This is a genomic window from Streptomyces sp. NPDC026206 (genome assembly GCF_040638465.1).
Taxonomy (GTDB): Bacteria; Actinomycetota; Actinomycetes; order Streptomycetales; family Streptomycetaceae; genus Streptomyces.
This window is the reverse complement of sequence record NZ_JBEZYL010000016.1, coordinates 115,200-137,311: the sequence shown is the minus strand read 5'-3', so window position 1 is coordinate 137,311 and position 22,112 is coordinate 115,200. Positions and strand designations below refer to the sequence as shown.

Here is a 22,112-nt window from a genome sequence, read left to right as displayed (position 1 = left end):
GGCGGCGGCTGGTATCGCAAGGGGCCATGCAGAGACTCTCCGTTGTACTGCGCGCCGTGGTGGCGGCGCTCGTCCTGCCCGTCGCCGCGGCGGCCGCTCCCGCCGTGGCCGCTCCGTCCTCGCAGGCGGGCCCGGCGCGGCAGGCGCCGCCGGGCTTCGTCGCCCTCGCCGAGGTGGACCCCACGATCGTCCAGGAGATGCGCTACGCCGGTGTGCACAACTTCACCGGCCATCGCGTCGAGGGTTACGAGCGGCCCCGCTGCCTGCTCACGCGCCCGGCCGCCCAGGCGCTGCGGAGGGTGCAGCGCGTGCTGCTGCGCGGCGGCTACACCCTCAAGGTCTACGACTGCTACCGGCCCCAGCGTGCGGTGAACGACTTCGTGGCGTGGGCGGAGGATCTGCGGGACGTGCGGATGAAGGGGGAGTTCTATCCGCGCGTGGAGAAGTCGCGGTTGTTCGAGGACGGCTACATCGCGGCGAAGTCGGGCCACAGCAGGGGCAGCACCCTGGATGTGACGGTGGTGCGGCTGCCGGTCCTGCCCACGCGCCCGTACCTGCCGGGCGAGCGGCTCGTGCCGTGCTACGCGCCCAGGGCGGAACGTTTCCCCGACAACTCCGTCGACATGGGCACCGGCTTCGACTGTTTCGACACGCTCTCCCACACCCTCGACCCGCGGGTCGAGGGCCGGCAGCGGGCCAACCGGTTGCTGCTGAAGTCCGCGATGGAGGGAGCCGGTTTCGTCAATCTGCCGGAGGAGTGGTGGCACTACATGCTCCGGGACGAGCCGTACCCCGCGACCTATTTCGACTTCCCCGTCCGCTGAGGCCTTCGGTGTGCCCCGTCGTCACACCGTGGCGGGGCTGCGGCCGGTGACCCCCGCGGCCAGGGCGTTCTCGACGACGGAGACAAGGACGTGCTTGACGGACTCGCGCTCGCGGGCGTCGCACATGATGACGGGCACCGCCGGGTCGAGGTCGAGCGCGTCGCGCACGGCCTCCTCGGGGTAGCGTGCCGCGCCGTCGAAGCAGTTGACGGCGAGGGTGAAGGCGATGCCGCGCCGCTCGAAGTAGTCGACGGCGGCGAAGCAGTCCTCCAGCCGCCGGGTGTCGGCCAGGACGACCGCCCCGAGCGCGCCCTGTGCCAGCTCGTCCCAGAGGAACCAGAAGCGGTCCTGGCCGGGGGTGCCGAAGAGGTAGAGGACGAGGTCCTCGCGCAGCGTGATCCGGCCGAAGTCCATGGCGACGGTGGTGGTGCGCTTGGCCTCGACGCCGCAGGTGTCGTCCACCGGCCTGCCCGCCTCGGTGAGCAGTTCCTCGGTGCGCAGCGGCTTTATCTCGCTGATGGCACCGACCAGGGTGGTCTTGCCGACGCCGAAGCCGCCGGCCACCAGGAGCTTGAGTGCCACCGGGGTGACCGAGGGCCGTATGCGGCGGTCAGAGCGCCCGAACACCATGGAAATTCCTCCGATTCAGGGTCAGTGCGGCTCGCGCTCCCCCGTGGTAGTGATCGTTCCGCAAGGAACGCCACCTCGACAACCCCCGTCCGGTCCCGCCTGCGGCCCGGCCGGCCCCGGGCCGAGCCGGGGCCGTCCGCCGCCGGTCACAGCGCCCGCAGGCCGGCGATCACCTCGCGCAGGATTCCCGCGTCGGGCAGCTCGGCCGGCGGGACCGGGCGGGAGACCTTGACGTACCCGGCGTCGATCAGGTCGCCCACCAGGACGCGGACCACGCCGACCGGGAGGTCGAGCCCGGCGGCGAGTTCCGCGATGGACCGGGATTCCTGCACGGCGAGCCCGGCGATGTCGAGGTGTTCCGGGGACAGGGTCCGGTCGGCGATGGCGTGCGCCCCGCCCGGGTGTGCCACCAGGAACTCCTCGGCGACGACGAGCGCGATCAGGTCGAGCCGCTCCTCGGCCGGGCCGCGGGTGCGGCCGCGGGTCATGGCGTAGGGCCGGACCACCGGGCCCGCCGCGTCGTCGTACCAGCGGGCCTCCTGCGCGGCGTCTCCGGTCATGCCGCCGGTCACTCGTCGGCGACGCCGGCGCGCGGAGCGGTGGCCAGGTGCGTGCCCACGCGCTTGACGAGCAGCGTCATCTCGTAGGCGACCTGGCCGATGTCGGAGTCGGCGCCGGCGAGGACGGCCAGACAGCTGCCGTCGCCGGCGGCGGTGACGAACAGGAACGCCTCGTCCAGTTCGACCATGGTCTGGCGGACCTGTCCCGCGGAGAAGTGCCGGCCCACGCCCTTGGCCAGGCTGTGGAAGCCGGACGCGACGGCGGCCAGGTGCTCGGCGTCCTCGCGGGTGAGCCCCTTCGAACTGCCGGTGGCCAGGCCGTCGCTGGAGAGCACGAGTGCCTTGCTGACGCTGCCGACGCGCTCGACGAGCTCGTCGAGGAGCCAGTTGAGCTCTCCCGTGCCGCCGGGGCCCGTCTCTGACAGAACGTTACGTATCGCGGCCTTCGGTGCGGTCATCGACCGTCCCCCTCAATTGTTGTTCCTGGTGCTGTTGTGCCGGGTGGGTTCTTCACCCCATGGTCCCCCGGCCCGTCATTGTGCTCCCGCCCGCGCTCCCAGCCGCGCTGGAGGGCCGCCATCCGCGCCCGTACCTCGTCGGCGTCGCGGTCGTCACCGGCGCCGGCCGGGTCGGGGACGGGCCGGGTGCGCGCGGCCGGGTCCTCCTTGAGCTGCGGGACGAGGCTCGCCTGGCGGACGCGCCGGGGCAGGCCGCCGGTCGGCGTCCGCTCCGCCTCGGGGCCGTCGGGGGCCTGGTGGTGCTGCTCGCCGGGGCCGCCGTCGAACGGGCCCGGCACGGGCCGCGCTTCCGCCGGCCCGTCCGGGTGCGGCCGCTGCGCCGCGGCCCCGGACTCGCGGGCGGGACGTTTGCGGGCCGGCTGCCCGCCGGTGTCCTCGGTGCGCCGCATCCCGCCGAGCGGCAGGGTGTCGGTGAGCAGCGTGGAGGGGATGAGCACGACGGCCGTGGTGCCGCCGTACGGGGAGGTCTGCAGCGAGACGCGCACGCCCTGGCGCTGGGCGAGCCGGCTGACCACGAAGAGGCCGAGGCGGTCGGTGTCGGACAGCTCGAACTCGGGGGTCTCGGCCAGGCGCAGGTTGGCTTCGAGCATCGCGTCGGGGGTCAGGCCCAGGCCGCGGTCGTGGATCTCCAGGGTGAAGCCGTTGGAGACCCGCTCGCCGAGGACCTGCACGGTGGTGTGCGGCGGGGAGAAGACGGTGGCGTTCTCCAGCAGCTCGGCCAGGAGGTGGGTGAGGTCGGCGACGGCGGGCCCGTTGAGGGCCAGGCGCGGCAGCCGGCGCACCTCGATGCGCTCGTACGCCTCGACCTCGCCGACCGCCGCGCGGACGACGTCCATCAGCTGGACGGGCTTGCGCCACTGCCGCGAGGGGGCGGCGCCGGAGAGGATGACCAGGCCCTCGGCGTGGCGGCGCATGCGGGTGGTGAGGTGGTCGAGGCGGAAGAGGTCGGCGAGTTCGTCGGTGTCCTCGGTGCGCCGTTCCATGGTGTCCAGCAGGGCCAGCTGACGGTGCAGCAGGACCTGGCTGCGGCGGGCGAGGTTGACGAAGACGTCGGAGACGCCCCGGCGCATGTCGGCCTGCTTGACGGCGGCCTCGACGGCGGCGCGCTGGAGGGTGTCGAGCGCCTGGCCGACCTGGCCGAGCTCGTCGGAGCCGTGGTCGCGGCGGGGGGCCTCGGCCTGGACGTCGACCCGTTCCCCGGCGGCGAGGCGGCGCATCACACCGGGCAGCCGGACCCCGGACATCTCGTGGGCCTCCTTGCGCAGCCGGCTCAGGTCCTTGACGAGGCCGCGGCCGACGCGCAGGGAGATGACCAGTGAGCAGACGAGGGCGGCGAGGCCGAGGACACCCGCGACGGCGGCCTTGGTGAGGACGCCGATGGCCACCGGCCGTACCCGGTCGCCGAAGCGGTCGACGGCCTCGATGCCCATGCGGCCGAGGTCGTCCAGGACCGGGCCGGCGGTGGCCTGCCAGCGCTGGGGGTCGGCGACGTGGGCGGCCCGGGCGGCGCCGGCGAGGATCACGGTGTCCTCGGCGGAGCGCAGCGCCTGGGCGTTGGTGCCGCGCCAGTAGTCGTCGAAGGTCTTCTGGTCGGCGGCCGGCAGGACGGCCAGGTGGGTGCTGTAGAGGACCTTGCGCTCGGCGACGCGGTCGGAGAAGGAGCGCAGGTCCTGTCTGCTCATGCTGCCCGCGGCGAGCGCGGCGGCGAGCAGGGCGTCCTCGCGGGAGAGGGCCTCGCGGGCGCGGGCGATGCCGACCAGGGCGCGGCCCTGGCGGTCCATGCCGGCGTCCTGGATGGCGCTGAGGCTGCCGAGGAAGTCGTAGTAGGGCTCGACGAGTTCGTTGTAGGCCTGCAGGGCGGTGTACCGGGTGACGGTGTTGTCCTCGACCTTGCGGCGCAGTCCCTCGATGCTGTCGAGGCTCTTCTCGATGGCACGGAAACGATTCGCCGCCTCGTCGGCCATGTCGTCGCGCACCCCGTCGCCGACCCGGGAGCGGAAGGCCGCGACCGTCTTGTCGGTGGCGCGCTGCCGCTCGCGCAGCCCGGCCAGGGCGTCGGAGCGGCCCGGGTCGGCGAGGTAGACGAGGGTCTGGCGGCGCTCCTTCTGCAAGGACCGGACCATGTCCTCGGCCGGGTAGCCGATCTTGCGCATGACGTCGGCGACGGACAGCAGCTGAACGGCCTCACTGCCGGTGATGACGGTGGCGAAGATCCACAGGCCGGTCAGGGACACCAGTGGCACCAGCAGCAGCGCCACGATCTTCCGGCGGATCGACTTCCCGCGCAAGCGCATGGCCTCCCCTCCGTCAGCCCCGGCGCACGGGGGTGGTCTTCCGACAGTAATGCGGCGTGAGCCTACTACTGCGGGGTGCGCGCCTCGAAGGCCAGTACGGCTGACGGAAGGGGGTCTGGCCGGATTCCCCCTCCCCGGGGGAACCTTTGGGGGTCATTGTTCGCTCTTCTCCTACGGAGAGGGAGCTCTGGGCAGCCACTGGGGGAGGTGAGCCGCCATGGATCAGGACCGCCACGACGCCGCGTCGTACGCCCGCAGGCCGTTGTGGGTCGAGGAGCCGGCCCGCAGGCCGAGGATGCCCGATCCCGTCCGGACGTCCGCGGTGCGCGCGTTTCTCATCGTCGCGGTGACGTTGATACAGACCGTGGTCACGGTACTGCTCGCGCTCTCGGGGTCGTGGTTCGCGTTCCCGGCGGTGCTCTGCTCGGTGGCGTGCACGGTGGCCGCGACGTGGGGCGTGGTCGACGTATGGGTGACGCGGCAGGTGTGGCTGCAGCGGCACGGCGTGGTGTCCGTGCCGAGCAGCTCGGCGCGCGGGATGCGCAGGGTACGCAGGCCGCACTACCCCTGACGGGCCTTGCGCCAGGGGAAGCCCGGCCGGCGGCGGCGCTACGACCCGGCCGCCACCGGCTCGGTCCGGCCGGTCCCCTCCTCCGTATCCGCGGGGCGGCGGAACATCCGCGTGGCCGTGATCTCGCCGTGCACCTTCTCGGCCGCCCCGTCGTCGGCGGCCCACGGCTGCGGCAGCCCGCGCCGCAGGTGTTCCTCGACGCTGATGTACTTCAGCCCCGCCCGCAGGTCCGCGTCGTTGCGCAGCCTGATGACCAGCGGGAACTCCGCCAGCGCGGTGGTGTCGAACAGGCCCGTCGTATAGAGCAGCTGTACGCCCAGCGCGTCGGCGACGGCCCGCTGGAGCTCCAGCAGGTACGTGGCGTTGGCGCGGCCGATGGGGTTGTCGAGGAAGAGCGTGCCGGCGTGCCGCTGCTTGTCGCGGCCACGGTCGTTGCTGCGCAGCGCCGCCATGGTGCAGTACAGCGCGATCGCGGCGGTCAGCAGCTGCCCGCCGGAGAAGACGTCGCCCATCTGACGGACCGGCACCCGCTCGGCGCGCAGCACCGCGTCGGGCTTGAGGATCTCCACGGCGACGCCGCGCGGCAGCAGCGCCGCCTGCACACCGCGCAGCAGCAGCGACATGCCGTCGCGGCGCAGGTCGGAGTTCTTCTTCACGGCCGAGCGGGTCGCCTCGTCGATGACCTCGCCGAGCCGCTCGGTGAGCGTGGACTGGTCGGGGTCCTCGAAGCGGATGCGCAGGAACTCCTGGCCGGACCACTCCCCCAGGCCCTCGGGCAGCCGGGACAGGCGTTGCGCGGAGCGCAGGGTGGTCAGCGAGGACTCCACCAGGCCGCGCAGCCGGTCGACGATGCTGTCGCGGTTGCGCTCCAGCTGCTCCAGCTCGTCCGTGAGCACGCGCAGCCGGGGTGCGAAGGCCTCGGCCCAGGCCACGGCGTGCTCGGGCAGGGCGGCGGCGGGCAGTTCGCGGATCTGCTGGCGGGCCGGGGTGCGCACCTGCTCGTAGCGGGTGGAGTTGGCGTGCCGCACGAGAACGTCGCTCGCCTCACGGACCGCGGCCTCCGCCGCCGACAGGTCGCCCGCACAGCCACGCAGGGAGCGCCGGGCCTCGGCTGCGGCCTGCCGGGCCTCCTCCAGCGTCCCGGCGTACGGCTCGGACTGCTCGCTCTCCTCCTCGGGCGAGTTCTCGCGCAGCAGGTCGCGCAGGAGGGCCGCCGTGTCGTCGAAGCCGGTGGCCGCGTCCTCGGCGGCGCGGTGGGAGCGCACCAGGTCGCCGTGGGCCCGGCGGGCGCCGTCGAGGGCGTCGGTGCGGGCGGCGAGTTCTGAGGTGGCGGTGCGCAGCAGCTCCTTGGCCCGCTCGGCGTCGGAGGGCACCAGATCCTCGGGGAGCCCGGTGTGCGCCTCGCCGTCGGCGGGGGCGAGGCGCTCGGCCTCGCCGCGCAGCCGGCCGAGCTGCTCGCTGGCCGTGGACGCGCGGGTCTCCAGCATCTGCACGAGGGACTCGGCGCGGGCGGAGGCGGCCTGGCGGGAGGGCCCGTCGGCGCCGTCGGTGCCCTCCAGGAGCTGCGCGGCACGGGTGCGGACCTTGTTGGTGAGGCGGTCGAGCTCGGCGCGGGCGGCGCTCTCGTCGCTCTCGGCCCGGGCCTGCTCGGCGCGCAGGTCGGCGCCGACACCGACCTTCTCGTAGAGCTGGGAGGCGGCGCGGTAGGCCTCGCGCAGGGCGGGCAGGGAGGTGGTGGACGCCTCGGTGCCCTCGGGTACCGCGTCGTAGGTGTCCGGGGCACCGGCGATCTCGGCGCGCTCGGCGCGCAGCGCGCGGGTGGTGCGGCGCGCGTCGTCCGCGGCGCGCTGGGCGGCGCGGCGGTCCTCATCGGCGGCGCGGGCGCGGTCGACGCGGACTGCTGCCTGCTCTTCCGCCTCGGCGGCCTCCTCGGCCAGTTCGCGCAGCCTGCTCTGCCAGTTGGCACGCTCGCGCAGCCGGTAGGCGAGTCCGGCGAGCGCGTCGGCGACCCGGCGGGCGCGCTGGGCGGCCTCCTGCCGCTCGTCGCGGACGCGGGCCGTCCCGGCGGCGGCCTCCTCGGCCTCGGCGCGGGCCGTGCGGGCCTCGGCGAGCGCCTCCCGGGCGGCGTCCGCGAGGGCGCGGCAGCGCTCGGTCTCGGCGGCGAGCTCGGCGAGCCGCCCCTGCGGGCAGCCGGCGCGCCAGGAGGAGAGCCGGGCGGCGAGCGTGCGGTCGCCGGCCAGCCGTGCCGCTGTGGCGCGGATCTCTTCGTCCCGCGCCATGGCGCGCTCGCGCAGTGCGTGCCGCTCCTCGTCGGCGGCGCGCTCGTCGTGCATGGCGGGGTTCGGCGGGACGAGGAACACGTCGACGGCGCCGCTGTCCTGGCCGTCCGCGGCCGGGGTGGGGGCGAGGAGGGCGGCGGCGGTGCCGACGGCGACGGCGGAGCGCGGCAGCAGGGAGGCCGCGCCGAGCACCTCGCGGGCGCGGGCGTGGGCGCCCGGGTCGGTGATGACGACGCCGTCGACGAGCTCGGGGCGGGCGGCGAGGACGGCGGCGTGGTCGGCCGGGTCGACGGCCTGGGCGAGGTAGCGCCAGCCGGGCAGCGCCGGGATGCCGTGCTCTCCGAGGTATTCGACGGCGGCCAGCACGTCCGGGCTGGGCGGCAGCAGGCCGCCGTCACCGAGGGCGCCCAGGATGCGGGAGTCGTCGGCGGCGGCGGTGCGCAGGTCGAACAGCTGTCGTTCGGCGGCGGCCACGTTCTCGTCGAGCAGCTCGCGCAGCGGGTCGGCGGCGCGGTCCAGCTCCTCGGCGGTCAGGGGGCCGTCGGCCGGCCGGCGGGCGGCCGGGGAGCCGGTGGCGCCGCCGTCCCCGGGGCCCTCGCCGGACCTGCGCGGGGCGGGCGGCTGGGCCCCGTGTCCGGCCGGGCCGAAAGTGGCGTCCTGCGGGCCGTGGGCGGCGGGTTCCCCGGCCGTCGCGTCGCCGGCGGCGCGCTGGCCCGGCACGTGGCCGCAGGCCGTCGGCTGGGACAGGCCCAGGAGTTCGACGATGCGCTGGTCGGCGCCGAGCGACTCGGCGGCGCGGCGCTCGGATTCGTACGCCGCCCCGGCCGCCGTGGCGGCATCGAAGGCGCGGGCGGAGGCCAGTTCGGCGCGGGATTCGGCGGCGGCCGCCTCCTTGGCCCGGTCGGCGGCCCGGCGGGCGGCTTCGCGGGCACTCTCGTACGCGGCGACGGCGGGCTTCTCGGCGTCGCTGGCGGCGAGCGCGGCGCGGGCGGGGTCGGCGTCGGGGGCGGTGTCGTCCAGCCAGCCGGCGCGGACCGCTTCGGCGGTCTCCTGCTCCACCTCGGCGAGCCGCTGGCGCAGGTGCCCGGACTCGCTGCGGGCGCGCTGCGCCTCGGTGGCGGCGGCGGTGGCGTCGCGGTGCGCGGCCTCGCCGGTCTCCTGCAGGACGGCGGAGCGCTCCTCGTGCTCGTTGGCCAGCCGCTCGCCTTCTTCCGCGGCGGCGTTGAGGGCCCGTACGAGCTCGGTGGCGGCCCGGGAACGGGCCGCCAGCGCCGGGGCGGCGTCGCGCTCGGCCTCGTGGATGGCGGCGGCCACGCGTGCGGAGCGGTCGGCGGCGGCGCGGTGGCGCAGCACCGTCTCGGCGGCCTGCCACGCGGCGTGCAGGGTCCGGGCGTCGTTGAGCTCGCGGCGCTGTGCGGCGGCGGCCTTCTCGGCGGCGGCCAGGGCCAGGGAGGCGTGGCGGTAGGCGAGTTCGGCGGCGATCAGGGAGCGGCGGCCGCGTTCGCTCTCGGCGTCGGTGACGGCGTCCGCGGCGGCGGAGACCTGAGCGGCCAGCTCGACGGCGCGGCCGCGCTCCTCGGCGCCGCGCGCGCAGAGGCGGCGGGCGAGGACGCGGGTGCGGCGCTCGGCACCGGCGTGCACGCCCCGGGCCTGCTCGCGCTGCACGGCGGCGTCGGCGATGCGGGAGAGCAGGTCGAGGGAGCCGGCGGTGAAGTCCCGCTCGGCGGTCAGCTCGGCCCTGCGGCCCAGCTTGTGCGCGAAGCCGTGCACGAGGTCGGCGAGGCCGTCGGTGTCGCGGGTGTCGGTGACGGCGCGCAGCAGCAGGTCGGTGAAGTCGGAGTCGTTCTTGACGGCGAAGAGGCCGGCGGCCTCGCCCTCGTCGGCGTTCATCTCGCGCTGGTAGCGGAAGAGTTCGGGGTCCAGGCCCAGCTCGCCGAGGTGTTCGTTCCAGCGCTCGTGGATCTCCTCCCACTCCACGTCGAGGTTGGGGTAGGCCTTGCCGGCCTCGGTGAGGACGTCGCGGAAGCCCTTCATGGTGCGGCGGCGGCCGCGCGCGGCGGAGGCGCCGTCGGCGGCCGGGCGCATCGCGGTGGACTCGGCGACGGGCAGCGAGTCGAGGTTCAGGCCCGGGCCGGGGCGGAAGGAGTACCAGGCCTCGGCGAACTTGCGGGGGTCATTGGAGACCTGGCGGCCGCGCCACTCGCTGACCTTGCCGACGACGATGGACTCGCCGGTCAGGACGTGCTGCCACTCCAGGGCGACGTGGCCGCAGTCGTCGGCGAGGAGGAACTTGCGCAGCACGCCGGAGCTGGCGCCGCCCAGGGTGTTGCGGTGGCCCGGCAGCATCACCGAGAAGATCAGCTTGAGGAGGACGGACTTGCCGCCGCCGTTCTCCAGGAAGAGCACGCCGGCCGGCGCGGGGCGGCGCGGCGGGCCCGTGGGCTCGTCCTCGAAGAACTCCGCCTGCGCGGGCGCGGGAGAGGGCACCGGCGCGCCCACCCCGCGCAGGTCCAGCACGGTGTCGGCGTAGCGCGCACCGGCGGGCCCGATGGAGTAGAGGCGGACCCGGGACAGCTCGTACATGGCGGACTCTCGTTGTCGTGACGGGCGTTTGCTGAGGTGGATCAGTGGGGGATCAGTGCGGGATCAGGGGGACCGCCAGCGGGATCAGGCGGGGTCAGGCGGAGTGGAAGGGCAGGCCGGCGTCGGCGACCAGGTCCAGGTCGTCGGCGTCGTCCGGCGGCAGGAGGGTGGCCTTGCCGTCGGCGACGGGCACGATCCCGAGCTCCAGGAGTTCGCTCATGGCGGCGCTGCCGGCCATGTCGCGGACCTGCAGCTGGTAGCGCGCGGTGGTGCGGAAGGTGCCGCCCGCGTCGTCGCCGGTGCGCTGCAGGAAGCCGGAGTCGACGAGGAAGGCGACGGCCTTGGCGATGATGCCGGTGGTGGAGCCGGCGAGGCGGCGGGCGTCCTTGGTGGCGCCGGTCGCGCTGCGGCGGGCGTAGACGCGCCAGGCGGCTTCGAGGCCGGGGGCGTCGGTGGTGGGGTCGGTGTTCTCGCCCTGCTCGGCGGCCTTCTCTTCCAGCCTGCGGCAGGCCTGGCGGACGAAGGCGTCGACGCCGTTGACGGTGATGCGGCCGATGTAGCCGTCGTCCGCGAGGTCGTCGGGGCGGGGGAAGGCCATGGCGGCGACGGCGAGGTGGGCGAGGCCGTGCAGGAACCGGTCGGCGGAGTCGGCGGTGGCGCGGCGGGCGTAGTCGCCCATGCGGACCGCGAAGACGGAGTCCTCGGCGGCGGTGACGGCCATGCCGGCGCGGGTGGACACCTCCAGGACGATCAGTCCGAGCCCGGCGGCGACGGCGTCGGCGAGGCGCGCGAACGCGGGCTCGTCGCGGTGGCGGCGCAGCAGGTCGGCGTACTCGGCGTCCCGGGCGGGCTGCAGCTTGGGCTGGAGCCCGAACGCGATGAGGCGCGCGGCGTCGGCCGCGTCGGCGGGGGTGACGGGTGCGGGGCCGCTCGCCGTGGGGGCCTCGGCCCCGCCGGCGGGTGCGGCGTCCGGCTGCGCCGGGTGGCCGGCGTCGTACTCAGTCACGGTTGGTGCTCCTGCTGGGGGTACTGGGGGTTGCATGGGTGCGGTCGGTTGGGCAGGCCGGCTCGGCACCGCCGGGCCGCGTCGCGGTGGTCGCGCGCCGCGTCGGCGGGGAGAGAGAGCCCCGGTCCCACCCCTTCCCGTTTCCCGGGACCCGGCCCCGGACCCCGGGAAGGTCCGGGGTGGCCAGACCGGGGAACATCCCTCCGCCGCGACGGCGGGACGTCACACGGCGCGCTCCGGCGGTGCCGGGCCGGCCGTTCCCACATGCCCGCCGCGAAGCGAGCCGCACGCCGCTCACGCCCCCTCCGAGCGGTCCGCGGCCATGCCGGCCGCGTCCAGCAGGGCGGTGCCCACGATCAGGTCCGCGCCCCCGAACTCGGCGTCGTCGAGCTGGGTGCCGTCGTCGACGGCGAAGAGCAGGGACCGCTCACCCTGGCGGTAGGCGGTGCCCACCGAGGGGCTCGCGGCGTGGACGGCCAGCAGGGCGAGGAGGTAGGGCAGTTCGGGGTCGCGGCGGCGGGCCTCGGCCAGGAGGCCGGAAAGGCGCCGGGGGGCGTCCGGCGGCAGGGCGAGGAGCTCCATGGCGCTCGCGAGCTGTTCCTCGCTGAAGCGGCTGTCGTCCGGGGTCGCGATCAGGTCCGGCTCGGGCATCTCGGCGCCCAGGTGCTCGCGCTCGGCGGGCGGCGTCAGCAGCATCTCGACGAGGTCGCCGACGCGCACGGAGGCCGGCGTGCGCAGACCCGTGCCACGGGCGAAGAACGCGTCGGTGACGCGCCCGGCCTGCTCCAGGGGAAGCGGCAGCAGGGGGGCCAGGAGCTGTCCGTACAGGTCGAGGCCGGAGCGGGCGGCCGGGGTCGCGAAGGCCTGGCGGTCCTGCTCGGCGCGGAAGAGGGGGCCGGCTTCCAGGAGGCGGGACTGCAGCTGGGTGTGGCGGCGGATGCAGTCCTTGACGATGTCGACGAGCTCGGCGGCGCGCCGCTTGTGCTCGGCCGTCTTCGGGTCGTTGCCGGTCTCGGCCTCGTCGCGGGCCTTGCGGATGTTGGTGAGGATCGCGTTCTCGTGGCGGTAGCGGTCGGCTACGTGGTCGAGGGCCTCGGCGATCATGTCGGGGACGGCCTGCAGCCAGTCGACGGCGCGGACGTTGCGCCGCGTGGCGTCCAGGGTCTTGCGGAGGGTCTCCGCGTACTGCACGGTGCGGTAACGGGCCTGCTCGGCGGCGAGCTGGGCGTCGGCGAGCCGGCCCCGGCTGATGAGGACCTCGAGCTTGACCTCGGCGGCGATCTGAGCGCTGGTGACGTCCGTGTCGAGGGCGCCCACCAGGACGTTGACGGCCTCGTCGGTGGTGCGCAGGAAGACCGTGCCGCCGGGCCCGGGGACCTCCTCGAGGAGCTTGAAGTCGTAGTCGCGCCGCACGTACACGCCGTCCGCGCCGAACGTGCCGTAGACGGCGCGGAAGCCCCGGTCGACGCTGCCGACGTTGATGAGGTTCTCCAGGACCCAGCGGGCGACGCGCTCGTGCTCGGCGTGGGGCCGCCCGGGGGCCTGGGCGGCGACGCGCGGCTGCAGCCTGGCGACTATCTGCTCGTGGTCGGCCCCGGTGTCGAAGTCCATGTTGAGCGTGACCAGGTCGATGGCGGCCAGCGCCACCTCCGCCATGGCGTAGACGCCGTACTCACCCGCGAGATTGGCCTTGCGCACGTCGAGGTCGTGCAGGGGCGCGGTGCAGGCGAGCGCACGCAGCCTGCGGGCCAGGCCCTCGTCGGCGGCCGGGCCCGGGGCCGTGGGGGTCCCCCCTGCTCGCGCGTAGCCAGGAGCTCGGGGGAGCGAGGGCCCGTTGAGCTGGGGCGGAACGGCCGCCGGGGCTGCAGAAGTCACGTCGCACAGAGTAGGCGGTCACCCTGACAACGGACGAAACGGCACGGGCTCGCCCCGCTCGGGGACATGCCGTTCCCCGGCGGAAGTCCCCCACGGCCGGGCAACGGTTGAGCACATCAGACCGCAAAAGCGAACATGATGGCCATATTGCAGCCAAGAAGGATGAAAGCGGTCGGAAGTTGTGCCTTGATGGGGCCGTACTGGTCCTTGAGCTCCAGGAGCGCGGCGGGGACGATGTTGTAGTTGGCCGCCATGGGCGTCACAAGCGTGCCGCAGAACCCTGCGAGCATGCCGACGGCGAGAACGGCGGCGGGGTCACCGTGCGCCTGTTCCACCAGCACCGGCCAGCCGACGGCGGCGGTCATCACGGGGAAGGCGGCGAAGGCGTTGCCCATGATGCCGGTGAACAGGAACATCCCGGCGCAGTAGGCGACGACGGCGAGGAGGACGGAACCCTCCGGCAGGACCGATGTGGTGATCCGGCGGACCTGGTCCCCGACACCGGCCACCGAGAAGATGGCGCCGAGCGTGGCGAGCAGCTGCGGCAGGAGCATGGCCCAGCCCATCGACTCCAGCATCGAGCGCCCGGCGTGCAGGGGGACCGTCACGCGCCTCTCCCGCAGCATCGCCATGCCGACGGCGAGCGCGACGAGCGAGCCGATGCCGAGCCCGAGAACGGTCTCGCTGCCCTTCTGGAGGACCGGTTCACCACCGGCGGAGAGCCTCTTGACGCCGACCGCGCAGATCAGCGCGACCACGGGGATGGCCAGCGCGGGCACGAAGAGCCGGGACCCGAACCGCTCGGCGCTCGCCGCCCGCTGCCCGGGCGTGGCGGTACGGGCCGCGCCGCGCCCGGTGAAGCCGAAGCCCGCCAGGCAGACCATGACGAGGACGGCGGCGCCCAGCGGTTCGGGGGGAGCGCTCTTGCGCACCACCCACGTGCTGTAGACGAAGCCCAGGCCGAGCAGGCCCCAGAACACGGCCGTGCCGAGGCGCTTGGGGTTGGTGCGGTCGGCGGCCATCTGGGCGGCCATCACCAGGAAGAGGCCGCCGACGAGCCAGAAGAACCACTCCGCCTTGATCATTCGGCCGCACCGCCCGGGACGGCCGGGGCGGGCGCCGCCTGCTGCGCCGCACGCTCCAGGGTGCGGTCCAGGCGCAGCAGCCGGCAGCCGTGGACGAGCAGGGCGCACAGGGCGGTCGGGACGGCCCAGAGCGCGAGGTGCAGTGGTTCCAGGTGAGTGTGGTACGTCGTGTTGACGAAACCGGTGATCAGGAGGATCGAGCCGACAGCCAGGAAGACGTCCTCCCCGAAGAAGAAGCCGACGTTGTCGGCGCTGGCGGCGAAGGAGCGCAGTTTCTCGCGCGCCTTGTCGCTCAGCGGCCCGTGGCCGCGTTCGGCGGCGCCCTCGGCCATCGGGGCGGCGAGCGGGCGTACGGTCTGGGCGTGCCCGAACACGCCGTTGAGCCCGAGGGCCGCCGTGACCTGGCGCAGCAGGAGGTAGCAGGCGAGGAAGCGGCCGGCGGTGAGCCTGCCGAAGCGGGTGATGAGGGTGCGGGCCTGCTCCTGGAGCCCGTAGCGCTCCAGGAGGCCGATGACCGGGAGGGTGATGGCGAAGATGGTCACCGCGCGGCTGGAGGCGAAGCCGGTGCCGAAGGCGGCGAGGACCTCCCGCGGCGACAGCCCGCCCAGCAGGCCGGTGACGATGCCCGCCACGCCGACCACCAGCAGGGGGTTGCGCCTGGTGGCGAAGCCTGCCACCACCACGAGGACGCCCAGGAGTACGAGCATGCGTCCGCCTTCCGCATTCCCGGACCTCACTCGATGAGGTGAGGCGACTGGCGAGGAGGCTAAGATATTGTTCAACAATCCTCAATAGGCAATGCTGAAACAGTGATTCCCGCCAGCCGTACCGCCACCGCCCCCACGGGAGACGCCATGGCCCGGTCCACCGCTCAGCGCGTCGCCGCGGCGCTGCGCGAGCGCATCGAGGGCGGTGGGCTGCCGCCCGGCACGCAGCTGTCGGAGGAGGCCCTGGGCCGAGAGCTGGGGGTGTCGCGCAACACGCTGCGCGAGGCCTTCCGGCTGCTGGTGCACGAGAGCCTCGTGGTGCACGTGCTTAACCGCGGGGTGTTCGTCAGGGTCCTGGCGCCCGAGGACGTCACGGACATCTACCGGGTACGCGAGGCCCTGGAGACCGCGGGCGTACGCGCCGCCGCCGGGGCACCGGCCGCGCTGCTGGAGCCCGTCGCGGCGGCGGTCGCGGAGGCCGAACGGGCCGCGGCCGCCGGCGACTGGCGTGCGGTGGGCTCGGCGGACCTGCACTTCCACCGGGCGCTCGCCGCGCTGGCCGGGAGCGGGCGCATCGACGCCGCGATGGACCGGCTGCTGGCCGAACTGCGGCTGGCCTTCCACGAGATGCCCTCGCCACGCCGCTTCCACGAGCCGTTCGTGGCCCGCAACCGGGCCCTGGCGACACTGCTCGCGAGCGGCGACCACGGGCGGGCCGAGGCGGAACTGACCACCTATCTGGATGACGCCCGCCGGCTCATCCTCGGCACGATGCGGGAGGCTGACCGATGACGGAACACCCGGTGACGGTGCCCGTGCTCGACCTCAACGCCGACCTCGGCGAGGGCTTCGGACGCTGGCACCTGACGGACGACGACGCCCTGCTGTCGGCCGTCACCAGCGCGAATGTCGCCTGCGGCTTCCACGCGGGCGACCCGTCCATCATGCGATGGGTGTGCGAGCGCGCCGCCGCGCGCGGTGTGCGCATCGGCGCGCAGGTCTCCTACCGGGACCTGGCCGGCTTCGGGCGGCGCGCCATGGACGTGCCTCCCGACGAGCTGGCCGACGAGATCACCTATCAGATCGGCGCGTTGCGCGCGTTCGCGCAGGCCGCCGGTTCGGATGTGTCGTACGTCAAGCCGCACGGCGCGCTCTACAACCGTGTGGTCACCGACGCCGAGCAGGCGGCGGCCGTGGTCTCCGGCGTGCTGCGGGCGGGCGGCCCGCTGCCCGTCCTGGGGCTGCCCGGCTCGCGGCTGCACGAGGCGGCCGGGCGGGCCGGGCTGCCGGTCGTGGCCGAGGCGTTCGCGGACCGCGCGTACACCGCGCTCGGGGCGCTGGTGCCGCGCCGGCAGCCGGGGGCCGTGATCCTCGACGCGGACGCCGTCATCGCCCGCTCCGTGCGGCTGGCCCGCGAGGGCGCGGTCACGGCCCTCACCGGTGAGGAGGTCGCCGTCCGCGCCCGCTCGCTGTGCGTGCACGGCGACACGCCCGGGGCCGCGTTGCTCGCGCGGCGCGTACGGGAAGGGCTGGAGGCCGCGGGCGTCCGCGTCGAGGCATTCGTATGACCGGCCCCGGGCAGGCCCGGCCCACCGCGCCGCCGCGGGTGCTCCCCGTCGGCCGGCACGCACTGCTGGTGGAGGTCGCCACGGCCCAGGAGGCCCAGGCCCTGCACGCCGAACTGCTGCGCAGGCGCGCCGCCGGCGCCCTGCCGCCCGTACGCGAGATCGTGCCGGCCGCCCGTACCGTACTGCTGGACGGCCTGGACGAGCCGGGCGCGCTGGCCGCCGACCTGGCGCACTGGGAGGTGCCGCCGCTGCCCGCCGCCGACGCCGCGCCGGTCGTGCTGAGCGTCCGTTACGACGGCCCGGACCTGGCGCGTGTCGCGGCGCTGTGGGGGGTGACCGAGGGAGAGGTCGCGCGCGTCCACTCCGGCACCGAATTCCGCGTCGCCTTCTGCGGCTTCGCGCCCGGCTTCGGCTATTTGACGGGCCTGCCGGACCGGCTGCACGTGCCGCGCCGGGCCACGCCGCGCACCTCCGTCCCCGCCGGCTCGGTCGGCCTGGCCGGCCCGTACACCGGCGTCTACCCGCGCTCCTCCCCCGGCGGCTGGCAGCTGATCGGCCGCACGGACGCGGTGCTGTGGGATCCGGGGCGCGAGCCCGCGGCCCTGCTCGCGCCCGGTACCCGGGTGCGCTTCGAGGAGCGCGCGTGAACGCCCTGACGGTCGTGCGGGCCGGGGCGCTGACGACCGTGCAGGACCTGGGCCGGCCCGGCCACGCGCACCTGGGCGTGCCGCGGTCGGGCGCCCTGGACCAGCCGGCGCACCGGCTCGCCAACGCCCTGGTGGGCAATCCGGCGGAGTGCGCCACGCTGGAGACCACGCTCAACGGCTGCGCCGTGCGGACCGGTCCGGCCGTGACCGTGGCCGTGACGGGGGCGCCCTGTGCGGTGCGGGCCGACGGCCGGCCCGTGGCGTGGGGCGCGGCGGTGCGGCTTCCCGCGGGGGCGGTCCTGGACGTGGGCGCGGCCGGTGCGGGGGTGCGCAGCTACGTCGCCTTCGCGGGCGGCGTCGCGGTGCCGCCGGTGCTGGGGAGCCGCTCCCGGGACCTGCTCTCCGGCCTCGGGCCGGAGCCGCTGGCCGACGGTGCGCGGCTGCCCCTCGGTGCCCCCTGCGGGCCGTCCGCCGGTGCCGACGCGGTGCCGTGGCCGGGGCCGCCCGCCCGCGAGCTCGTCCTGCCGGTCGTCGCCGGGCCGCGGGACGACTGGTTCGCCCCCGAGGCCCTGCGCACCCTGGCGGGCCGTGGCTTCTCCGTCTCCGCGGCGAGCAACCGCATCGCCCTGCGAACCGAGGGCCCCGCCCTGGCCAGGTCCCGTGCCGGTGAACTGCCCAGCGAGGGCATGGTGCTGGGTGCCGTCCAGGTCCCCCCGGACGGCCACCCGGTCGTCTTCCTCGCCGACCACCCCACGACCGGCGGCTACCCCGTCATCGGCGTGGTGCCCGAACCGGCCCTGGCCGCCGCGGCGCAGGCGCTGCCGGGCACCGTCGTGCGGTTCGTCCCGGTACGGGCGTGATCGGGTGCCGGAGGGGCACGGGCCGGCTGCCGTGCCGCTCACACGGCCACCTCGTGTGCCGCCCTCTCCTCCAGCACCTCCCGGTAGTGGCCCAGCAGGCTGTCGCCGACCGCCGCCCAGGTACGGGCGAGGACGGAGGCCCGGCCGGCGCGGCCGTACGCGGTGCGGGTGCGGCGGGCGGCCTCCAGGGTGAGGACCGCGTCGCGCAGGGCCCCGGCGTCATGAGGGCGGACGAGGAGGCCGGTGCGGGCGTGATCGACAATGTCGAGGGGGCCGCCGACGGCGGGGGCGATGACGGGGACGCCGCTGGCCTGGGCCTCCTGCAGGGTCTGGCAGAAGGTCTCCTGGGGGCCGGGGTGGACGAAGACGTCCAGTGAGGCGAAGATCCGGGCGAGTTCGTCGCCGGTGCGGGTGCCGAGGAAACGCGCACCCGGCAGGGCGGTGCGCAGGCGGGCCGCGTGCGGGCCGTCGCCGGTGACGACGAGGCGGACGCCGGGCACGCCGCACAGGGGCGCCAGTAAGTCGACGCGTTTCTCCCGCGCGAGACGGCCGACGTAGCCGACGAGCAGCTCGCCGCCGGGGGCGAGCGCGCGGCGCAGGTCCACGTCGCGACGGGCCGGGTGGAAGCGCTCGGAGTCCACGCCGCGCGGCCAGAGCCGCACGCGGGGCACCCCGTGGGCGGCGAGGTCGTGGACGGCCGCCGCGGAGGGCGCGAGCGTGCGGTCGGCGGCGCTGTGGACGGTGCTGATGCGGCGCCAGGCCATGCCCTCGCCCATGCCGAGGTAGGTACGGGCGTAGCCGCCGAAATCGGTCTGGTAGACGGCGACGGCGGGCACGCCGAGCCGTGCGGCGGCCGTCATGCCCCGGGCGCCCAGGACGAAGGGGCTCGCGAGGTGGACGACGTCCGGCCGGTGCGCGCCGAGCGCGGCGGCCAGTCGCCGGCTGGGCAGCGCGACGCGGATCTGCGGATAGCCGGGCAGCGGCACCGACGGCACGCGCACGACGGCACAGGGCCCGGCCGCAAGCGGTCCGGCGCCGGAGCCCGGACGCCCGGCCGGTGCCACCACGAGCGGTTCGTGGCCGCTCGAAGCGAGGTGCCGGGCGGTCTGCCAGGCGCAGTGCGCGACGCCGTTGACGTCGGGCGGAAACGATTCGGTGACGATGACGACTCGCATACGGATGGTCTCGGCACCGGGTGCGTTGCGCCGGCCACGTGGATCTTTCCGCCCGGGGAACGTCCCGTGAGCGTCAGTCCACGCCGCGGATGATGTGGGGCTCCGCCTCGTCCTCGTCGCCTGCCGGGTGATGGCCGGGGTGCTCGTCCGGTGCCGTGCGGCGCGCCCGTACGGCGTGCTCCGGGGCTCCGGTGGTGTTCCCGTCGCGGTTCTCCCGCCTCCTGGGCTCTTCCATGACGCGTCTCCCCCTAGGGGTGCGGTTCCTGACCTTGAAGACTTCCCCGTTCGGAGGGTTGATATGCCGCGTCTTCGGACCAGGTGTCACTTCCTACCGCCAACAGGGTTAATTAACGGGCAATTGGGTTAAAATGCAACCAGGTCCGAACCGACACGGAAAGAAGGTGGCTGATGTGACCGCCCCTACGTCGCCCCGGATCGACCAGCACCCGGACATCATGGCGCTCCGCGCCCACTCCGAGGAGACGACGGCGACCCCCGCCGCCCAGGCCGTCGAGGCATTCGCGATCCTCTGTGGCGTCTATTTGGCGGCCTCACCATGGATTGCAGGCTTCAACGGCTCCACCACCCTGGCCATCAATAACCTGATCTGCGGCATTGCCTTCGCTTGCCTGGTCGGCGGTTTTGGGCCCGCCTACGAGCGGACGCACTCCATGAGCTGGGCCGCCCTGGTCCTGGCCGCCTGGACGATCGCGGCCCCGTGGATCGTCGCGGGCCACGCGTTCGCCACGCGGGCCGGCGTGAGCAACGTCGTCGTCGGGGTCCTGGCGTGCCTGACCGCCCTGGCTCTGGCAGGACTAGGCGTCAGCAGGGCACGACGCCTGTGACACCACGCGTACGGCCGAGCCCCGCCGCCCGCGGTCCGGGCGGCGGGGCCACCGCGCGCCTACCGGCTATTCGGGCTGCTGCAACGGGGCCCTGAGCGCGGGGTTGCGGCCGGTACCGGGCGGCTGGGCGGGGATGGTGGCGCCCTGCTGATCCGCGGTGCCGCCGGTGGTGAGCGCACGCCGCGCCCGCTTGCGCAGCTCCGTGTCCATGTCCCGGCGGATTCGTCGGATCATCTCATCCATGTCAGGCATGCGGGCGACGGTAGAACCCGCGCGGCGGCAAAGCGGTGCAGGCCAGGAGGGATTCACCCGCTCGGATGAATACTCAGGTGATCTTCCGGAGTCATGGCTTCGCCGGACGGGAAGTGGCAATGCTCCCCTCCCCCATTCGGCCCACATGACCCCAAGAGGTGCCAGGCATGACGACCGTACGCGCAGCCGCGCGTGAGCTGTTGCGGTCCCACGGAGCGACGACGGTGTTCGGCAACCCCGGCTCCACCGAGCTCCCCTTCCTCCAGGACTTCCCCGCCGACTTCCGGTACGTGCTCGGCCTGCAGGAGGCCGTGGTCGTGGGAACGGCCGACGGATACGCCCAGGCCACCGGCACCACGCCCCTGGTCAACCTGCACACCGCGCCCGGCCTGGGCAACGCCATGGGCGCCCTCGTCACGGCGGCGGCCAACCACACGCCGATGGTGGTGACGGCGGGGCAGCAGGTGCGGGCCATGATGACCATGGAGGCGATGCTGACGAACGCCGACGCCACCCTCCTGCCGCGACCGGCCGTGAAGTGGGCGTACGAGCCACCGCGCCCCCAGGACGTGCCCGCCGCGCTCGCCCGGGCCTTCCACATCGCCGGGACCGCGCCGCGCGGCCCGGTGTTCCTCTCGCTTCCGATGGACGACTTCGACGTGGAGCTGGACGCGGCCGAGGAGCGCGCCGCCCGGCACGCCGCGGCCCGCCGGGTCGGCGACCTGACCTCGGCGCACACCCCGGCCGTCGAAGCGCTCGCCCGCCGGCTGTCGGCGGCGGCGAATCCCGTGCTGGTGACGGGCGGTTCGGTGGACGCGGAGGGCGCCTGGGACGCGGCCGTGGCGCTCGCCGAGCGCCGGGGGCTGCCGGTGTGGGCCTCCCCCATCGAGGGCCGGGTGGGCTTCCCGGAGAACCATCGCCTCTACCGGGGCGTGCTGCCTCCGGCCATCGGTCCGCTGGCCCGGACCCTGGCCGGGCACGATCTGGTGCTGGTGGCCGGCGCCCCCGTCTTCCGCTACTACCCCTACGTCCCGGGCCCGTTGCTGCCCGAGGGCGCCGAACTGGTGCTGCTCACCAGCGACCCCGCGGAGGCCGCGCGCGCACCCGTGGGTGACGCGCTGGTGGCGGGGCTGCGGCCCACGCTGGAGCTGCTCACCGAGCTCGTGGAAAAGCGCGGCGACTCCCCCGCGCCGACGCCCCGGCAGAGCGCGGCCGAGGTGCCGGAGGCCGACGGCGAACCGATGTCGGCGTCCATCGCGCTGGCCGCCGTCGCGAGCGGGGCCCCCGCCGACACGGTGTGGGTCAACGAATCGCCCTCCAACATCCAGGCGTTCCGCGACCACGTGCGCATCGACCGGCCCGGCTCGTTCCTGATGACCACCGGCGGCGGCCTGGGCTTCGGCCTCGCGGCGGCCGTGGGCGCCCAGCTCGGCCGCCCGGAGCGGCCGGTGGTGGCGGTGGTGGGCGACGGCTCGGCGCAGTACGCGATCACCGCGCTGTGGACGGCCGCCGCCTACCGGGTGCCGGTGACCTTCGTCATCCCCGCGAATCGCGAGTACGCGATCCTCAAGTGGTTCGGCCGCTTCGAGAACACCCCCGGGGTGCCCGGCCTGGACGTCCCCGGCCTCGACCTGTGTGCGCTCGCCCGGGGCTACGGGGTACCCGCGCACCGCGCCACCGACCCGGCGCACCTGGCCGAGCTGGTCGCCACCGCCACGACCAGCCCGGACGGCCCGGTACTGATCGAGGCCCCGGTCACGACCGTACCCCCCACTCTCTGACTCCTCTCCCCTGTCTTTCTCCCGCACGGTGCCCGGCGCCGTGCGGTCACCC

At 74.8% G+C, this 22,112-nt stretch carries 19 protein-coding genes and 1 pseudogene; 8 read left to right on the top strand and 12 right to left on the bottom strand.

Going from position 1 to position 22,112, the window contains the following annotated elements; all coding sequences use genetic code 11:
• Positions 1-26: 26 nt before the first annotated feature.
• A complete protein-coding gene (locus AB0F13_RS21935; protein WP_362084763.1) occupies positions 27-824 on the top strand; it encodes a M15 family metallopeptidase in 798 nt (265 codons plus the stop codon).
• 21 nt (positions 825-845) lie between these two features.
• On the opposite strand, the gene AB0F13_RS21930 is transcribed toward AB0F13_RS21935, so the two are convergent.
• From AB0F13_RS21930 to AB0F13_RS21915, 4 genes are all read right to left on the bottom strand, one after another.
• Positions 846-1,454 carry an ATP/GTP-binding protein gene (locus AB0F13_RS21930; protein WP_362084760.1) on the bottom strand — a complete coding sequence of 203 codons (609 nt, stop codon included), beginning with the start codon at positions 1,452-1,454 and terminating at the stop codon, positions 846-848.
• A gap of 146 nt (positions 1,455-1,600) precedes the next feature.
• A complete protein-coding gene (locus tag AB0F13_RS21925) occupies positions 1,601-2,014 on the bottom strand; it encodes a DUF742 domain-containing protein (RefSeq protein WP_362084757.1) in 414 nt (137 codons plus the stop codon).
• Positions 2,015-2,022: 8 nt separating this feature from the next.
• Positions 2,023-2,472 carry a roadblock/LC7 domain-containing protein gene (locus AB0F13_RS21920; RefSeq protein WP_362084754.1) on the bottom strand — a complete coding sequence of 150 codons (450 nt, stop codon included), beginning with the start codon at positions 2,470-2,472 and terminating at the stop codon, positions 2,023-2,025.
• Positions 2,469-4,826: a nitrate- and nitrite sensing domain-containing protein gene (locus tag AB0F13_RS21915; protein ID WP_362084751.1), complete on the bottom strand. Its 2,358-nt coding sequence runs from the start codon at positions 4,824-4,826 to the stop codon at positions 2,469-2,471. The genes AB0F13_RS21920 and AB0F13_RS21915 overlap by 4 nt, the downstream gene beginning before the upstream one ends.
• Positions 4,827-5,043: 217 nt before the next feature.
• Between AB0F13_RS21915 and AB0F13_RS21910 the strand changes: the two are divergent.
• A pseudogene (locus AB0F13_RS21910) lies at positions 5,044-5,382 on the top strand (hypothetical protein); the annotation flags it as partial.
• Positions 5,383-5,435: 53 nt separating this feature from the next.
• Here AB0F13_RS21910 and AB0F13_RS21905 read toward each other — a convergent pair.
• The 5 genes from AB0F13_RS21905 to AB0F13_RS21885 all read right to left on the bottom strand — a co-directional run bounded on the left by AB0F13_RS21905 (position 5,436) and on the right by AB0F13_RS21885 (position 14,932).
• On the bottom strand, positions 5,436-10,259 hold the full coding sequence (locus tag AB0F13_RS21905) for a hypothetical protein (RefSeq protein WP_362084748.1): 4,824 nt from the start codon (positions 10,257-10,259) through the stop codon (positions 5,436-5,438).
• Between the two features lie 94 nt (positions 10,260-10,353).
• Complete coding sequence (locus tag AB0F13_RS21900; protein WP_362084746.1) at positions 10,354-11,301, bottom strand: hypothetical protein; 948 nt, start codon at positions 11,299-11,301, stop codon at positions 10,354-10,356.
• A 258-nt stretch (positions 11,302-11,559) separates the two neighbouring features.
• Complete coding sequence (locus AB0F13_RS21895; protein ID WP_362084743.1) at positions 11,560-13,140, bottom strand: hypothetical protein; 1,581 nt, start codon at positions 13,138-13,140, stop codon at positions 11,560-11,562.
• Between the two features lie 116 nt (positions 13,141-13,256).
• Positions 13,257-14,225, bottom strand: coding sequence for a DUF979 domain-containing protein (locus tag AB0F13_RS21890; RefSeq protein ID WP_362084740.1), 969 nt, complete (start codon positions 14,223-14,225; stop codon positions 13,257-13,259).
• On the bottom strand, positions 14,222-14,932 hold the full coding sequence (locus AB0F13_RS21885; protein ID WP_362084737.1) for a DUF969 domain-containing protein: 711 nt from the start codon (positions 14,930-14,932) through the stop codon (positions 14,222-14,224). Before AB0F13_RS21885 ends, AB0F13_RS21890 begins: the two co-directional genes overlap by 4 nt.
• Positions 14,933-15,034: 102 nt before the next feature.
• On the opposite strand from AB0F13_RS21885, the gene AB0F13_RS21880 reads away from it, so the two are divergent.
• From AB0F13_RS21880 to AB0F13_RS21865, 4 genes are read left to right on the top strand one after another with little or no spacing between them, the layout of a single operon-like run.
• On the top strand, positions 15,035-15,724 hold the full coding sequence (locus AB0F13_RS21880; RefSeq protein WP_362084734.1) for a GntR family transcriptional regulator: 690 nt from the start codon (positions 15,035-15,037) through the stop codon (positions 15,722-15,724).
• Positions 15,721-16,500 (top strand): 5-oxoprolinase subunit PxpA, encoded by a 780-nt coding sequence (locus AB0F13_RS21875; RefSeq protein WP_362084731.1) that lies wholly within the window; start codon positions 15,721-15,723, stop codon positions 16,498-16,500. The genes AB0F13_RS21880 and AB0F13_RS21875 overlap by 4 nt, the downstream gene beginning before the upstream one ends.
• Positions 16,497-17,147, top strand: a complete 651-nt coding sequence (gene pxpB, locus AB0F13_RS21870; RefSeq protein WP_362084728.1) for a 5-oxoprolinase subunit PxpB — start codon at positions 16,497-16,499, stop codon at positions 17,145-17,147. The genes AB0F13_RS21875 and pxpB overlap by 4 nt, the downstream gene beginning before the upstream one ends.
• Positions 17,144-18,007 (top strand): biotin-dependent carboxyltransferase family protein, encoded by an 864-nt coding sequence (locus tag AB0F13_RS21865; RefSeq protein WP_362084725.1) that lies wholly within the window; start codon positions 17,144-17,146, stop codon positions 18,005-18,007. The genes pxpB and AB0F13_RS21865 overlap by 4 nt, the downstream gene beginning before the upstream one ends.
• Positions 18,008-18,045: 38 nt before the next feature.
• Here AB0F13_RS21865 and AB0F13_RS21860 read toward each other — a convergent pair whose 3' ends face one another.
• Together AB0F13_RS21860 and AB0F13_RS21855 are read right to left on the bottom strand one after the other, a co-directional pair.
• Positions 18,046-19,182 (bottom strand): glycosyltransferase family 1 protein, encoded by a 1,137-nt coding sequence (locus AB0F13_RS21860; protein WP_362084722.1) that lies wholly within the window; start codon positions 19,180-19,182, stop codon positions 18,046-18,048.
• Positions 19,183-19,255: 73 nt separating this feature from the next.
• Positions 19,256-19,417: a hypothetical protein gene (locus AB0F13_RS21855; RefSeq protein WP_362084719.1), complete on the bottom strand. Its 162-nt coding sequence runs from the start codon at positions 19,415-19,417 to the stop codon at positions 19,256-19,258.
• A gap of 175 nt (positions 19,418-19,592) precedes the next feature.
• Between AB0F13_RS21855 and AB0F13_RS21850 the strand changes: the two genes are divergently transcribed.
• Positions 19,593-20,027: an SPW repeat protein gene (locus AB0F13_RS21850; protein WP_362084716.1), complete on the top strand. Its 435-nt coding sequence runs from the start codon at positions 19,593-19,595 to the stop codon at positions 20,025-20,027.
• Positions 20,028-20,093: 66 nt separating this feature from the next.
• Here AB0F13_RS21850 and AB0F13_RS21845 read toward each other — a convergent pair whose 3' ends face one another.
• Positions 20,094-20,279, bottom strand: coding sequence for a hypothetical protein (locus tag AB0F13_RS21845; RefSeq protein WP_362084713.1), 186 nt, complete (start codon positions 20,277-20,279; stop codon positions 20,094-20,096).
• A 167-nt stretch (positions 20,280-20,446) separates the two neighbouring features.
• On the opposite strand from AB0F13_RS21845, the gene mdlC reads away from it, so the two are divergent.
• On the top strand, positions 20,447-22,060 hold the full coding sequence (mdlC, locus tag AB0F13_RS21840) for a benzoylformate decarboxylase (RefSeq protein WP_362084711.1): 1,614 nt from the start codon (positions 20,447-20,449) through the stop codon (positions 22,058-22,060).
• Positions 22,061-22,112 lie beyond the last annotated feature (52 nt).

Excerpts from the sequence above, each read along its gene's own strand:
- AB0F13_RS21855 (WP_362084719.1), bottom strand. The coding sequence starts at position 19,417 with ATGGAAGAGCCCAGGAGGCGGGAGAACCGCGACGGGAACACCACCGGA.
- AB0F13_RS21930 (WP_362084760.1), bottom strand. The coding sequence starts at position 1,454 with ATGGTGTTCGGGCGCTCTGACCGCCGCATACGGCCCTCGGTCACCCCG.
- AB0F13_RS21890 (WP_362084740.1), bottom strand. The coding sequence starts at position 14,225 with ATGATCAAGGCGGAGTGGTTCTTCTGGCTCGTCGGCGGCCTCTTCCTG.
- AB0F13_RS21875 (WP_362084731.1), top strand. The coding sequence starts at position 15,721 with ATGACGGAACACCCGGTGACGGTGCCCGTGCTCGACCTCAACGCCGAC.
- AB0F13_RS21900 (WP_362084746.1), bottom strand. The coding sequence starts at position 11,301 with ATGCAACCCCCAGTACCCCCAGCAGGAGCACCAACCGTGACTGAGTAC.
- AB0F13_RS21915 (WP_362084751.1), bottom strand. The coding sequence starts at position 4,826 with ATGCGCTTGCGCGGGAAGTCGATCCGCCGGAAGATCGTGGCGCTGCTG.
- AB0F13_RS21885 (WP_362084737.1), bottom strand. The coding sequence starts at position 14,932 with ATGCTCGTACTCCTGGGCGTCCTCGTGGTGGTGGCAGGCTTCGCCACC.
- AB0F13_RS21920 (WP_362084754.1), bottom strand. The coding sequence starts at position 2,472 with ATGACCGCACCGAAGGCCGCGATACGTAACGTTCTGTCAGAGACGGGC.
- AB0F13_RS21935 (WP_362084763.1), top strand. The coding sequence starts at position 27 with ATGCAGAGACTCTCCGTTGTACTGCGCGCCGTGGTGGCGGCGCTCGTC.
- mdlC (WP_362084711.1), top strand. The coding sequence starts at position 20,447 with ATGACGACCGTACGCGCAGCCGCGCGTGAGCTGTTGCGGTCCCACGGA.
- AB0F13_RS21905 (WP_362084748.1), bottom strand. The coding sequence starts at position 10,259 with ATGTACGAGCTGTCCCGGGTCCGCCTCTACTCCATCGGGCCCGCCGGT.
- AB0F13_RS21925 (WP_362084757.1), bottom strand. The coding sequence starts at position 2,014 with ATGACCGGAGACGCCGCGCAGGAGGCCCGCTGGTACGACGACGCGGCG.
- AB0F13_RS21845 (WP_362084713.1), bottom strand. The coding sequence starts at position 20,279 with ATGCCTGACATGGATGAGATGATCCGACGAATCCGCCGGGACATGGAC.
- pxpB (WP_362084728.1), top strand. The coding sequence starts at position 16,497 with ATGACCGGCCCCGGGCAGGCCCGGCCCACCGCGCCGCCGCGGGTGCTC.
- AB0F13_RS21860 (WP_362084722.1), bottom strand. The coding sequence starts at position 19,182 with ATGCGAGTCGTCATCGTCACCGAATCGTTTCCGCCCGACGTCAACGGC.